Raw genomic sequence first — 13,147 nt, 5'->3', positions numbered from 1 at the left:
GTCAACCCCCCTGAACGCTGTAGTCGGAGCTGGACCCGCCAGTGGTCGTCCAGGTCTGCCCGGACGTGGCCGTGCCCCACCCGCCGGTGACGCTCCGCTCGAAGCGGTCGCCGAGCTGGCCCGTCACATCGGTCACGGTCATGACCTCGCCGCCGCACGTCACGTCGAACGGGAACTCGCGGCTCTGCTCAGCGGTGTTCACCCAGCGGGGTCCTGCGGTCGTCGTCACGGAAAGGGACGTGGCCGAGGATGTGAGGGCCGAGCCCAGTACGGACCCGGCGGTGTCGGCCCGCCCGAGGATTCGATCCTCGGCCACGCCCACCGTCCACGGCTCCCCGGGCACGCACGTGAACGTGACCTTCCACGCGGTGGCGCCCACCTCCTCGTCGTACCCGGTGACCAGCAGGTCGACGTCGCCGGGCTGCTGGTCCGCGGGCAGGTTCCGCAGCCGGATCTTGTCGCCGACGTCCACGGCCAGCACATCGTTGACGAGCGCGTAGGCGCGGGCGTTACCCAGGTCGACGGTGATCTTCGTGTAGCGCAGCCCGTCGAACGTGCCGACGTACATCCGCCACCACGCCTGCTGCGTGGTCTGCGCGTCGGTGGCGAGGGAAATTTCCGGGGCGACGTCGTATCGGCCGATCGCGTCCACGGACAGTGGTCCGTCCGTGCGCACCGCGTTGGCAGAAGCGCCGCCCTTCCGCCGCACCGTGACGTCGTTCTCAGTGAGTTTGTCGTCGTCGATCGGCGCGAACGGGTCCGAGATCTCCCCGTCCGCGAAGTCCAGGACGAGCGTCGGGACCTGGTTGTACAGGGTGGTGCGGGTCCGGTAGACGAGGGCCAGCGCGTCCCGCTGCTCCAGCATCATCCCGAGGTCGGCGGCGGCGATCGTGTCGAGCGCCTCCAGATACCGCTGCGGCTCCTGCGTCCCCAGCTCGGTCGACGTCCCGGCAAGGCCCGCCAGGGTGATGGGTACCCCGTTCTCCTCGGAGAGGCGCAGGGCGCGGGCGCCCGCGGTCTCGCCCGGGAAACCTGCCAGCGCCACCGTGACCGCCTGCGCCGAGGGGGCGGCGGAACCCCAGCACGTCAGGTAGCCCAGGGACACCTCCGGAGACGGGTTGTCGGTGCCCAGATCGCAGGCGTACCCGATCAGCCGCACCGGCCGGCCGAGTCCGGCCTCGGCCCCCGCATCCGCTATCACGCCGTCGATGTAGACGGTCCACCCGGTGAGGCTGCTACCCACCACGGTGGACAGGCGGATGTGGTGCGGCTGGGAGTCGAAGATACCGGGCGCCGCGATCGTGCCCAGGTTCGTCACCGAGGAGGAATCAGTCGTGCGCACAGTACGCACGACGGCGATCTGATCCAGCCCGGCCAGGATCACGAGCTGCCACAGGGTGGACGGATCTGCGTCGGTTCCGCGGCCGCTGTCGATGACGGTCAGCGCCTCGAACCCGCCCAGGCCGGACCGGACGACGTCCACGGACCAACTGGCCGTAGCGCCCTGCGCCCGCGGACGGGCCTCGATCTGGGTACCGGCCCCCGCAGGGAACAGTAGCGTCGGCTCGATCCAGGACGCGACCGTGCCCTTGGCCCATTCCGGGGCGGGCTCCCCGATCGAGACGGCCGGCGGCGACCCGAGCAGGGACGAGCCCTGGGTAGCCTGCTCCCCGTCGGTGAGCGGCCAGCACTCCACCGGGGAATTGCCGATGATGAACCGGCGCAGCGCACTGTCGAGCGGCCGTGTCCCGGAGCCGAGGCGACGCATGATCCCCGCCGGGGCGATCCGCACCGTGCGGTCCGCGCCGGACAGGTCCCGCGACGGCGGCCACGCCGGCACTTCGCCCTCCATCCGGGTATGCCGGTTGGACAGGGACGCGACACCGGTGAGCGTCCAGAGAAGGCCAGTCCCGTCGGTGAACGTGCCGGCCCCGGCGACCGCCTGGTCCTCTGGTGCGACGTTGGTCTTGATTACCCCGTCGATCCCAGAGCGCACCTGCAATCCGTAGACGGAGCCGCGCAGATGGAGCAGCCCGGACGAACCGTCGGGGGTCTGCGAGATGACGTTGTCCCCGATGTACAGGGGGGCCGTTGCATTGAACAGCGACGTTGCACCAGAGATCACGATGGGGTTACCGAGCCGCACCCAGCCGCCGCGGCCGAACGCTATGTAGAACACCACGGTGCATCCGGACGCGCCGTTGTCCACATCGAGGGTGGCCCGTACCCGGACCCGCTGCCCGGCTGCGGCCGGCACCACCACAGTCGATTTCGCGTACCGCTGCTGAGCCGCAAACCCCGTCGGAGACCAGACGAAAAACAGGTGGCCATCAGGGCCGAGCTCCAACGCCCAGCCCTGATTCCCGGAGGCTGCCCACCGTGCGGCGAGCAGCTGCGGATCATCCCAGACGTCAGGGGCCAGGTCCATACGGACGTCAATGTCGCCGGTGATGTCCAGGGCGGGCGCGTCTGGGGTGTAGACGGAGTACGTGCCGGTGGGCAGGGCCAGGCGCGGCCCGCCCGCATCCACGGAGAACCGCCACGGGGTGTTCCGGCCGATCGTCCCGTAGAGCGAGGAGAGCGGGTTGCGGGGGCTGTAGTCCCCGGACCGGTTGTCGAGCGTGGCGGTGGCCGCGGTGGGGTCGGCTCGGGTCCCGAGCGCGGTGACGCCGCGCGTGATCGTGACCGGGTCCGACTCCCGCATGTCGCCGCTGATGTCGTGCCACGCCCCATCGTAGAAGAGCTCGGTGGTACGCGGCGGCGGCAGGCTCGGCATGGTCTACCCCTCCCCGAGACGGATCACGGATCCGCCGGCCCTGTTGCGGACGATGCTCTTGAAGAACTCGACGAACTCAGAGTCAGCCCCGACCAGTTCGATCACGGTCCGGACCGTGATCGGCTCGACCTTGTTCGCCGACGGGGCGCGGCCGCCGCCGGTGTTGATCATCTGCTCGAGCTTGGACAGTGGCAGCACTGCCTCGTCTTCCCGGCCCTCACCGATCATGGCGAGCGTCGGGCCGGTCGTCACACCACCGGCCGCGAGATACGGGATGTCGGGGGTGGACAGGGTCACCGACGGGATGTCGACGCCCATGAAGCTGCCGCCACCGAGGGTGAACGAAAGCCCGTTCCACATGCTGATCAGGCTGTTGACCGCGCCCTTGAAACCGCTGGTAATGCTGTCCCACATGCCCGCTGCGGCCCGGCCGATACGGCGCGGGAGACCGGCCACCCAGCCGACCATCTTGCCCAGCCACCCGGCGACCCGGCCAGGAATCGAGTTCAGGAACGCAATGCCGTTCAGGATCCCGATCGCCCCCTCAGTCACTTTGCGGACCACCCAGTCCCACGCGGCGCCCGTCTTCGCGGTGATCCAGTCCCACACCGCACCGGCCTTCTGTTGGATCCAGCCCCAGACGGCGCTGAGCTTGGCCTGGATCCAGCCCCACGCCTCGGCGGTTGCTGCGGCGACCTCGTCCCATTTGATGATGATCAGCACGATTACGGCGATCAGGGCGATGATGCCCAGGACGATCCACGTGACGGGGCTCGCTGCCATCGCAGCGTTGACCAGCCAGATGACGGCGGCCATGATGCCGAGCGCGACGGCCAGGCCGAGGACGATCGGGACCAGGGTTTTCATCAGGCCCTGGTGCTCGGCCATGAATCCGGACGCCTTCTGGATCACGGGCAGCAGGGCCTCGCCCAGGCCCTGCGTCAGGGTCCGCATCGCGGCATCCATCTGCTGCGCCGGGTCCTTCTTCATGCTGTCGGTCAGGGCCTTGGACGAGCCGGCGGCCTTGTCCATGCCGGACGATGCTGCGGCGCTCGCCGGGTCGAGGGCGAACAGGGCCTCGCCGAGCACGTTGCCGGGGTCGCCGAACAGGGCGGCCGCGGCGTTGAGTTTGACCTGTTCGTTCGAGGTCTTGTTCAGGCCGTCCATCGTCATCTGCAAAGCCTTCTTGGCGGAGTCCCCGCCGGCGCCGATGAGTTTGGCCATCGTCTTGCTGTTCAGGCCGATGGACTTGAACGCGTCGTCCACGGGGGCGCCGCCGGCCAGGGCTCGTTCGCCGAACTGGCCGATGGCGTCGGCGACCTGGTCCATGTCGCGGGCGCCCGCCTGGACGGCCTGGGAGATCAGGCCGAACGCCGTCTCGCCGTCCAGGCCGACGCGGCGAAACTGCGTCGAGTACTCCTGGACGGTGGGGATCACGTCGTCCCGCAGCTCGGCCGGCACCGACTGCATGGCCTTGGTAATGAGGTCGAATCCCTGGGTGGCGTCGGAGACCAGACCGGTTTTCATGAGCTGTCCGACGGCGCCGGTGGCGTCGGTGACGTCGACCTCGAACCGCTTGGCCAGGGCCAGGGCGGATGCGGACATGTCGTCGAGCTGTTCGTCAGTGAACGTCGACAGGTCACCGATGGAGTTCTGTACACCGCCGAGGGCGGTGGTGACGTCCTCGAGGGACTCACCGAAACCGTCGCTGTAGACGTCACCGGCGACCTCACCAGCGTGGGCGGCCTCGGCGGTGGTGAGCCCGTACTGGTCCTGCAGCGTGCTCTGCGCGGCCTGAATATCCATGGCCGAGTTGAGCCCCATCACGAACACACCACCGGCCAGCGTGCCCGCGGCCGCAGCCGGGCCACTCAGCTTGTCGAGCTTCCCGGCGACCTGCTCGGTGCCCTCGTCGACCCCGGACGCATCCATCCCGATGCGGACCAGAAGTTCGTCCAGCACAGTCATCTGCCCCGCCCCTTCTCGTCCTGCCGGTCGAACCCGGCTTGGATGCCCTTGATCGCGGCGAGGAGTTCACGCCCGCTCTTGCGCGGGCGGGCGTTGCGGGACCACTCGATCAAGTGGTCCTTGAGCTTGGGCGTTTTGCCCTTCTTCATGTGCGGGGCTGCGACGTCCATGCCGAGCCGGGCGACGAGGAGGTCGAGGCGCTGCGGGCCGGCCGGGCCGTAGAGGTTCTGGTACGCGATGAGGCGGATGATCTCCTCCTCGGCGAACCGGTCGAGGACCTCGGCCGGAGTCATGCGGAAAGCGACGGCCAGGTCGTACTGCAGCCTCAGCTCTGGCCGTCGCCGAAATCCGATTCGGCGGCCGCGACCTTCTGCGTGAAGTCCTTGTCGTCGTCGGACAGGTGACGCACCAGGTTGAACAGCCCGTTGACGATCCCGGCGCTGCGCTTGGACAGGATCGAGATCCCTTCCCGCAGGTCGGTGAAGACGAGCTCGTCCGTCTCCTGGTCCCGCAGCGCCTTCGCGACGATCTCCGCTTTGTTCGAGCGGATCGTCATCTCGAGGCTGGTCGACTCGTCGCGCCGGGTCATCTTCGACATCCGGTTCTGGTACTGCTCCCAGTCGCCGGACGGCAGGCCGGTGACGCAGAAGAGTGCGCCGGGCGCCCACTCCGGGATCGGCACATTCTCCTGCCGCTTGATGTCCTGCGCGCCGCGGATGAGGTCCTTGAGCGATGCCATCGTGGTGTCTCCTGTCAGCCGGTCGGGGTGAGCGTCGGCTTGCCGGAGATCTTCACGGTCACCGTCCGCTCCATCTTGTCGTCGGTCGGGTACGCCTCACCGATGTCGGTGATGAGCCCGGAGAGGTCCCACGTGTGCTCGTCGGGGTCGCCCGGCAGGACGATGACCTGGTAGTCCCGCAGGTCGTCCTCTTCGAAGTCGGCGTCGAGCGCCAGGTGGCTGGTGTTGCCGGGATCCCAGTTGATCGTGAGCTCCACCTCCCCGCCGTCCTTCAGCCCCTTGATGAACTCCCGGTACTTGTTCGGGCTGTCGTGCGCGGTGACCTCGATGGCCTCCCGCTTCCGGGACGGGCCGCTGATGTCGCTGACGTTCGCGATGACGGCGAAAGCGCCGGCGCCGGTGGTGTCCCGCAGGAATTTCGTTCCGAGTGCGTCCTTACCAGCCATGTCAGGCTCCCAGTGTGAAGACGGCGACGGTCACGGATGTGACGGCGTCGTAGGTGATCGCTGCCCGGCCGGTGGCCCCTCGGAAAAGGTTGGTCAGCGGAATGACGCCGGACTTGCCGGCGGCCACGACGAGCGTGGCGTCCGCGACGGCGTGGCCAGCCACGGTGCCGGGCGTCGCGACGGTGACGGTGCGGGACGCACCCCCGCCGTTGATGACGAGGAGGAACGTCCCCGGGCCGACCGGGGCGGTGTCGCCCGCCCCGGTCGCGGCCACCGCCGTGGCGGTGATGTCCGCGATCCCTCCGACCGTGGCCGCAAGGGTCGCTGCGAGTGCCGCCATCAGGTGATGCCTTTCTGTGCATGCGGGAGCGCCGGACCACGGGGCCCGGACAGGGGGTGGGCGTCAGCCGGCAGCTGCTCGGTGATGACGCGGTAGCGCAGCACTACATGCCGGATGTCGCCGGGCGGCTCCGGGTCGGTGAGTGTCTGGCTGAACTCGAACCGGGTCACTACGTGCGCCAGGCCGGGCACGGTGAGGGGCTGATGATCGAGCAGGGCCGTGATGCGTGCGGCGATGGCCAGGCCCTGGGAGTGGCCGCGGTGCTGCGACCACACGTGCAGGGTCATCACCGTTTCCCGGCCGAACCGGTCGTGCGCGTTAACCGGTGTCTCGAGCGCCTCACCGATCACGACGAATGGGTAGGCGGCCCTCTCCGGGGCGTAGTCGTATACCCCGGGGGCCAGGGCTGTCAGGGTGCTGTCGCCGCGCAGGACGGCCAGGACAGCGCCCTGCAGGGGCAGCATGGGGGACGGGGATGTCGTCATCGCAGCACTCTCCTGACCTCCTCAGTGAGGCGGCCGCGGTAGCGGTGCCGTTCGGCCTCGAGCGCCGGGCCGAGTGATGGCCGTGCCGGTCTGCGCCGGGTGCCGGCCTCGAGGTAGCGGGCGTAGTAGTCGTCCGGGTCGTGCCATCCGACCGTGGCGTTGAAGCCGTCGTTCTGGTACTTGGCGTCGATCTTGCGCTGCAGGTTCCCGCTGGCCTTGGGGACGTCGCGTGCGGTGTCCGCCTTGACCGCCTCGGCCGACTCCTTCACGGCCTTTTTGATGGCCTGCAGGATCTCGTCGTCGATGTCCTCGAGCTGCTGCCGTAGTCGGGCCAGGCCCTGGATCTCCACCGTCATCCCGGAGCGGGCCACGGCGTCACCCCCGGCCCTTGCGCTGCAGCTGCTGGCGGATGAGGTGGAGCTCCCCGGCCACTGCGAGCACGGCGTAGACGAGACGCTCTGCAGTGCCGAGGTCGTCGTCCTCGGCGCGCTGCCGACACTCCTGCGGCTCCATCGGAAGCGGTGCCCTGGCGTCGTCCATGTCAGCCTCCTTCGGCCTGGCGCAGTTCGCAGAGCGCCTTGTTGTAGCGGGGTCCGGACGGTTGGACCACGGCGTGCACCGCGAACGCCTGCCCGGCGCCGCGCAGCTCGTCACCGCGCTGCACGTCCGCCGTCGGCAGCAGGTAGATGCTGTGCGTGCACACGGCGCCGGCCTGCTGGGCGAGGGTCTGGTCCGTCGCTGAGGGCTGGTCGACCTTGCCGCCGACGGTGCCCTGCAGCATGAGGGTGACGTCCTGACCGCCGTACCCGTCATCGGCTGTGACCGGACGCCACACCTGCAGCGTCCGGTTCAGCCACCGCCCGACGCTCACGTGCGGGCCCGGTAGGCGCCGAGCGCCCGCCGGTCACCGTCTGTGAGCTCCATCCCCAGAGCGTCAGCCGACCACGCTCTGGAGTGGTCACCGAGGGATTCCGACGTGAGCCGCTCCGGGTTGTCCCAGCCGCTGACCGCCAGACGCAGGCACAGGCGCTTGGGCCCGGAGGGGACAACGGTGAACCCGGCGGTGTAGGTGACCTCGATCGCCCGGTCATGGCTGGGCCACTCGCTGCCGCGCCGGTGCAGGATCCCGGCCGCGGACCAGGTGTAGTCCCGGTCCTTGCCGAAGACCAGTTCCTCCTGGTCCTCGGTCAGGGTGACCGAGGCGACCGCGGTCACCGGCCACCGGGGCAGGATGAGTTTCCTCGAGCGGGTCCCGCCCTGCCAGTGCGTGTCGTCCTCGGTCGGACCGTCCAGGGTGACGCTGTCCTCGGACTGCTCGAGGGCCTGGCCGGTCTCATCGTCGATGACGCCCTGGGCGAGCTCGATGAGAAGTTCCGCCGTGGCCGTCTGGTCCTCGGTGAACGACTCGATGCGCAGCATCCGACGGAGCTCGTCCGCGGTTGCGTACGCCATCAGTCGCCGTCGCTGTCGCGCGCGGCCTCGATCGCGGCCACGACGGTCTTGAGGATGCCGGCCTTGACGGTGGCGTCCCCGAGGTCGATCTCGTGCTCGGCCGCGTACGCCTGCAGCTCGGCAACCGTCCACCGCTCGATCGGCTTTTCGGCCGGCTCCTTGCGGGCGGGGCGGGGCTCGTCGGCGTAGGCGCCGTACCTGCCGTCGACCAGGTCGCGGGCCTCGGCATCATCGAACTCGCCGATCGCGCCGATGGCCACGGATCCCTTCGGACCCGCGTAGAGGGACATCATCTTCACGCGCTTCACGTCGTCCTCCTCTACTTGGGGGCCACGCGCGGACTGCCGCGCAGGACCAGGGCCGAGCAGGGCAGGACCGGGGTCGTGCCGGTCGCGGCCTCGATCGTCACGCGCAGGTACCGCTTGCGGCCGCGGTAGCCGATCTCGTACACCGCGGCGTCGTTCGCCGTGGTGATGACCGGCTCGGTCCCGTCCAGGTCCGCGTCGGCCACCGGGGTGAAGTCGGCGGAGGTGGCGGTGTCGGACTCCTGCACCTCGAACGTGAACGACGGCGTCGTGCCCGTCGCGGTGCCGGCGTCGATGACGACCATGGCCCGGTGGAAGTTCGCCAGGTCGACCGCGGCCCCGTCGACGGCCGCGGACTGCGCGGTCGCGGCAAGGCTCTGCACTGCGCTGATGTTGTTCTTGAGGTCTCGGCTCACCGCCGGGCCCTCCTCTCTCGGTTGGTGGAGCAGGGGTGGGAGGTCAGGCGGCGCACTTGATACGGACGAACGCCTCGGCCAGGACCGGCATCCCGTCGACCTCCTGGCGGCCGATGAACCCGACCTGGTTCGTCTCGGCATACAGCTCCACCAGGCGCTGAATCTCCAAGTTCAGCGCCTCGGCGATCCAGTAGTGGGAGAAGTCGCCGATCATCCCGGCGTACAACCCGTTCGTGAACGTGTTCGGGGCGAACTCGCTGACGATGTACGGCACATCGAGGATGGTGTCCGGTGCGTCCGTAGCCAGGCCGGGCTGCCAGATGTAGTTGCCCTGGCCGGCCCCGCCCGTGTCGTCCCGGAGCTTGCGGATGCCCTTGATCGCGTCACGGTGGAACAGCCACCGGGCCTTCGCCCAGTACGCGGCCTTGAGCGCGTACTTGGCGTCGATGAGCCCGTCTCCGGTGAACCCGGTCGCGGACCCGGTCGCGACGTCGCGGCTCGTCGGAATCCCGTCCGCCGAAGCGGTGAACAGGCCGAGCGGCTTCTTGTTGCCGTCCCCGGTCATGCACGCCTTCTCCTGCGTCACGCCGAACTTGTACGCGAGGCGGGCGCGGACGATGTCCTCCGCATTGCCGGAGGTGAGGCGCAGCAGCTTGCGGCTGATCTTGACGCGCTTGGCCATCGGGTTCGGCGACAGCTCCCGCTTGCCGAACCGCATGCTGTCGTCCTGGGTGCCGGTGCCGATCTCCGTGGTCCAGTCCGCGTCGTTCAGGTCGGTGTCCAGGGAGGGCACGCCGAGCGAGTCGGACGCGGTGAGCTTCTGCACGGTGGCCAGGCCGCGCAGCGGGACGGCGTCGTCCACGGCCTGAATGAGGGCGTTGACCCACTGGATCGGAGCGGTGAGGTATCCGCCCTCGGGGTCGTTGCCCGCGTTCAGGGCGCGCGCCTGCTGCTCGGACAGGGCCTGGCGGCCGCCGAGGAAGTACGTCCGCAGGGCGTCCATCGCGGCCCCGTCGCGTGCGTTGCCCTGCGGGTCCTGCTCGGCGTCCAGTTCGGCGGTCTGGCGCTCGCCGTCGCGCAGCCGCTCGGCCCGCTCGATCGTCTGGTCGACCTGGTCGCGCTCGTCCATCAGCCGGTCGAACGAGGTGTTCTCCTCGCCGGTCATGGCGCGGCCGGCCTTGGTGGCCTCGTCCATGATGACCGCGGCGTCGGCGCCAATCTTGGTGCGCTTGGCGCGCAGCTCACGAAGTTTCATCGGGTGTTCCTCTCAGGATGTGGCTGGTGCCCCACGCGGCTGCGCGGCGCGGGGTCAGATTCCGGCGAGGCGCCGCATGCGGGCGTCGTCGATGACGGGCGCCTGGCGCTCGTCGTCCTCGGCCTCGTCGTCGGTTCCGCCGGCGCCGTCCAGGAGTTCCTGCAGGGCGTCGCGCGCGTTCGTCACCAACGACTTGTTCTTCTTGGACAGGACGGCCCCGGCCCGGATGAGCTCACCGGGGCGCAGATCGCCGAGCGCGCGGGCCAGCGCGAGCTCGCGGCCGGACTCCACAACGGCGTTGGGGTCCATGGGCAGCGGCACGGCCGAAACCTCGAACAGCTCCCAGCCCTCGGGGACTCCGGCGTCGTCGATGTTCCAGACGTCGAACCCGATCGAGAACGCGTTGAGGTAGCCGCCGCGGTACTTCCGATCAACCGTGCGGGCGAACTCGTCCTCCTGGTCGAACTGGACGTCCATCAACAGGCGGTCGCCGTCGATCCACGTCTCGTCGGACCGGCCGATCGGCAGGCTGTCGCGGCCCCAGTAGTTGTGGCCGTAGCCGACTACCGGGTTGGACTGGAACCGGCCGAGGTCGGCCCCGTCCATCGTGAGGTTGAGGCCGTCGCCCTTGCGGCCGGCCGTCGCCGCGATGATCCGCAGCGGCTTGGACGCAGCCTCCTCGGCGTCGTCGTTCTCGGCGCGCAGCACATAGCCGCGCAGGTAGTGCCGCTTCATCTGTCCCTCCGTGGGTTGGTGATCATCCGGTTGCGCGGCGGGTCCTGCTGCTGCCGTGCGGGCCGGAACTGGGCCGAGGCGGACGGGATGCCGCCGGTCTGCGGATCAGCGCCGCAGGAGGCCTCTGTGTGCCACCACCCGCGGTTCGGCCCGCGCTCGGCAGGGCCGCCGCAGGACGAGCAGGTTCCCTGTTCCATACCGGCGCTCACAGTGGGACCACCTGACAGTCACACCCGGCGTGAACCGGAGGATGGAACGTGTCGCGTTTCGCGGTGAGTTCCTCGCCGTCCTCGTCGCCCTCGAGGGTGTCGCCCTTGCCGATGAACGCGTCGTCGATGGCACGGACCGACCCGTCCAGCTTCTTGCAGTACGGGCAGTTCTCGGAGCCGCGTGCCACCCACTGCACCCGCTCCACCCCGGCCGCGCGCCACGTCTCGCGGGCGGCGGCGTTCGGGAGCTGGCTGGTCTCCCACTTCGTGACGCGCTCAGGCTGCTCGGCCTGCCAGCGGGCCAGGCGCTCGAGGACATCAGCCACCACGGACTCCGGGTCGTCGGCCTTCTCCGTGACGTTGCGCAGCTGTCCGAAGCTGGACGACACCTGGTAGGCGGTGTGGGCCAGGGCGTAGGCGCGGGCCCACACCGACAGGTCTACCGTCTCCTCGTGGCCGACCTCCTCGGCCGCGTCGGCCGAGACGTCCGCGGCGAACAGCTGGAACAGCGGCACCCACAGCGCGCCGAGCTTCTCGGCGATCGGGCCGTCCGACGCGTACAGGGCATCGAGGCCGGAGAGGAACGCGGCCACCGACCGCGTACCCGTACGGCCGCGCTCCGGCTCGAGGTGCTTGGCGAGCAGCGCGGTGACCTTCTCCGACTCGAGCGCCACGATCTCCGTGACGCTCTCCTGGATCTTCGGCGCGTACTGCTCGGCGACCTTGTCCCGCAGTACCGCGCCGCGCCCGCGCATGAGCCGCGCCGTACGCATCGCGTTGGACTCGAGCGCCGGAGCAGCAGCGCGCCCGGCCGGCACCATGTTGAGCGGGACGAGGTAGGCGTCCCCGCCCTCCACCGGGTTCAGGTTCTCCTTGTCGCGCACATCGTTCGCGGACAGCCAGCCCCACTGACGGCCCACCGCGTAGGCCTGGTACCGGGTCAGGGTGTCGCCGCGCAGCAGCGAGTCCACGAGGTGCTCGGCGTAGAACCGGCGCCGCTCCTCCGGCAGCAGCAGCTGAGTGACGATCGCCTGCTCCCACCGGCGCAGCCAGATGTTCAGGGCCGACTGGATGTAGTCCAGCTGCTGCTGCTCAATGTTCGAGAACGTGGCCCGCTCGAGGTCGCCGACCTTGTGCGAGGGGATGCGCAGCCATCGCGCGATCTCGGTGACCTGCATACGCCGGGTCTCGAGGAACTGGGCGTTGTCGTTGGGGATCCCGACCTGCTGCCAGGTCACCCCCTCTTCGAGGATCGCTACGCGGTGCGCGCGGTCGATGCCCTTGTGGATGTTCTCCCAGTCGGTCGCCATGCGCTTGCGGGCCTCGGGCGACAGGTTCCCGGGGTGGGACAGGGCGCCGCCCGGGGCGCCGCCGTTCGAGAAGAACTTCGCGCCGTAGTGCTCGGTGGCCAGGCCGAGCCCGATGGAGTTGGCGGCGAGGTCGACCACGGAGTAGCCGCGTACGCCGTCGTACCCGAGACCGGCCACGTGCAGGACCTCGTCGTCCAGGAGCGTGGCGTAGATCCCGTTGACGTCGTCGCGGTACTGATAGGTCCGGCGGAACTGGCCGGGCCCGGTCCACCGCACGCAGATACGGAGGCGGTCGGGGCGCAGCGGCCAGATCTCCTCGATCACCCCGGTGCGCTTGTTCGTGACGAGCTGGGCGACGCCGTTGCCCCATGTGAGGGCGTGGCCCTGCAGGGTTTCGCGCAGCTGCACGGACGTCATCATCGGGTTGGGCTGGACGTGCAGCAGCTCGTAGAGCGGGTGGTCTTCGGCCCGCTGTTTGCCGCGGCCGGGCATCCGCTCGTACAGGTGAAGCGGCAGACCGGCCAGGTCCTCGGACAGGACCCGCACCCCGGCGAAGAAGGGGCTGTACGTCAGGGCGGTGTCCTGGTCGACGCGGATGCCGGCCGAGTTGGCCGAGCCGCCGGAGAACCATTCCTCTACCCAGCGTTCGGGGGTGGCGATGCCGGAGAGCGGGCCGGACGTCGCGCGGGCGACGGACCGCAGGAACCCCAT

General features: G+C 69.6%; 16 protein-coding genes. All 16 read right to left on the bottom strand.

Annotated features, from left to right (window positions below; genetic code table 11):
• Position 1 precedes the first annotated feature (1 nt).
• The 16 genes from ACIO3R_RS01670 to ACIO3R_RS01595 all read right to left on the bottom strand — a co-directional run bounded on the left by ACIO3R_RS01670 (position 2) and on the right by ACIO3R_RS01595 (position 13,147).
• Positions 2–2,776: a hypothetical protein gene (locus ACIO3R_RS01670; RefSeq protein WP_402102203.1), complete on the bottom strand. Its 2,775-nt coding sequence runs from the start codon at positions 2,774–2,776 to the stop codon at positions 2–4.
• 3 nt (positions 2,777–2,779) lie between these two features.
• Complete coding sequence (locus ACIO3R_RS01665) at positions 2,780–4,744, bottom strand: hypothetical protein (RefSeq protein ID WP_402102201.1); 1,965 nt, start codon at positions 4,742–4,744, stop codon at positions 2,780–2,782.
• A complete protein-coding gene (locus ACIO3R_RS01660) occupies positions 4,741–5,037 on the bottom strand; it encodes a hypothetical protein (protein WP_402102198.1) in 297 nt (98 codons plus the stop codon). The genes ACIO3R_RS01665 and ACIO3R_RS01660 overlap by 4 nt, the downstream gene beginning before the upstream one ends.
• Before the next feature lie 32 nt (positions 5,038–5,069).
• Entirely contained in the window at positions 5,070–5,483 is a 414-nt protein-coding gene (locus ACIO3R_RS01655) for a hypothetical protein (RefSeq protein ID WP_402102195.1), read from the bottom strand.
• A 14-nt stretch (positions 5,484–5,497) separates the two neighbouring features.
• A complete protein-coding gene (locus tag ACIO3R_RS01650; protein ID WP_402102192.1) occupies positions 5,498–5,929 on the bottom strand; it encodes a phage tail tube protein in 432 nt (143 codons plus the stop codon).
• A gap of 1 nt (position 5,930) precedes the next feature.
• Positions 5,931–6,269 carry a hypothetical protein gene (locus ACIO3R_RS01645; protein ID WP_402102189.1) on the bottom strand — a complete coding sequence of 113 codons (339 nt, stop codon included), beginning with the start codon at positions 6,267–6,269 and terminating at the stop codon, positions 5,931–5,933.
• Entirely contained in the window at positions 6,269–6,754 is a 486-nt protein-coding gene (locus ACIO3R_RS01640; RefSeq protein ID WP_402102186.1) for a DUF3168 domain-containing protein, read from the bottom strand. The genes ACIO3R_RS01645 and ACIO3R_RS01640 overlap by 1 nt, the downstream gene beginning before the upstream one ends.
• Positions 6,751–7,125: an HK97-gp10 family putative phage morphogenesis protein gene (locus ACIO3R_RS01635; protein ID WP_402102183.1), complete on the bottom strand. Its 375-nt coding sequence runs from the start codon at positions 7,123–7,125 to the stop codon at positions 6,751–6,753. The genes ACIO3R_RS01640 and ACIO3R_RS01635 overlap by 4 nt, the downstream gene beginning before the upstream one ends.
• Before the next feature lie 4 nt (positions 7,126–7,129).
• On the bottom strand, positions 7,130–7,294 hold the full coding sequence (locus ACIO3R_RS01630; RefSeq protein ID WP_402102180.1) for a hypothetical protein: 165 nt from the start codon (positions 7,292–7,294) through the stop codon (positions 7,130–7,132).
• 1 nt (position 7,295) lies between these two features.
• Complete coding sequence (locus ACIO3R_RS01625) at positions 7,296–7,625, bottom strand: head-tail adaptor protein (protein WP_402102177.1); 330 nt, start codon at positions 7,623–7,625, stop codon at positions 7,296–7,298.
• On the bottom strand, positions 7,622–8,206 hold the full coding sequence (locus ACIO3R_RS01620; RefSeq protein WP_402102174.1) for a hypothetical protein: 585 nt from the start codon (positions 8,204–8,206) through the stop codon (positions 7,622–7,624). Before ACIO3R_RS01620 ends, ACIO3R_RS01625 begins: the two co-directional genes overlap by 4 nt.
• Positions 8,206–8,514, bottom strand: coding sequence for a hypothetical protein (locus tag ACIO3R_RS01615; RefSeq protein WP_402102171.1), 309 nt, complete (start codon positions 8,512–8,514; stop codon positions 8,206–8,208). The genes ACIO3R_RS01620 and ACIO3R_RS01615 overlap by 1 nt, the downstream gene beginning before the upstream one ends.
• Positions 8,515–8,525: 11 nt before the next feature.
• Positions 8,526–8,927, bottom strand: coding sequence for a hypothetical protein (locus ACIO3R_RS01610; RefSeq protein WP_402102168.1), 402 nt, complete (start codon positions 8,925–8,927; stop codon positions 8,526–8,528).
• Between the two features lie 43 nt (positions 8,928–8,970).
• Positions 8,971–10,182, bottom strand: coding sequence for a phage major capsid protein (locus ACIO3R_RS01605; RefSeq protein WP_402102165.1), 1,212 nt, complete (start codon positions 10,180–10,182; stop codon positions 8,971–8,973).
• Between the two features lie 54 nt (positions 10,183–10,236).
• Positions 10,237–10,917: a hypothetical protein gene (locus tag ACIO3R_RS01600; protein WP_402102162.1), complete on the bottom strand. Its 681-nt coding sequence runs from the start codon at positions 10,915–10,917 to the stop codon at positions 10,237–10,239.
• Positions 10,918–11,122: 205 nt separating this feature from the next.
• Positions 11,123–13,147: a phage portal protein gene (locus ACIO3R_RS01595; RefSeq protein ID WP_402102159.1), complete on the bottom strand. Its 2,025-nt coding sequence runs from the start codon at positions 13,145–13,147 to the stop codon at positions 11,123–11,125.

This window comes from Streptomyces sp. NPDC087428 (assembly GCF_044744085.1).
Taxonomy (GTDB): domain Bacteria; phylum Actinomycetota; class Actinomycetes; order Streptomycetales; family Streptomycetaceae; genus Streptomyces.
The sequence above is the reverse complement of the archived record's forward strand: the minus strand, read 5'-3'. Positions and strand labels throughout refer to the sequence as shown.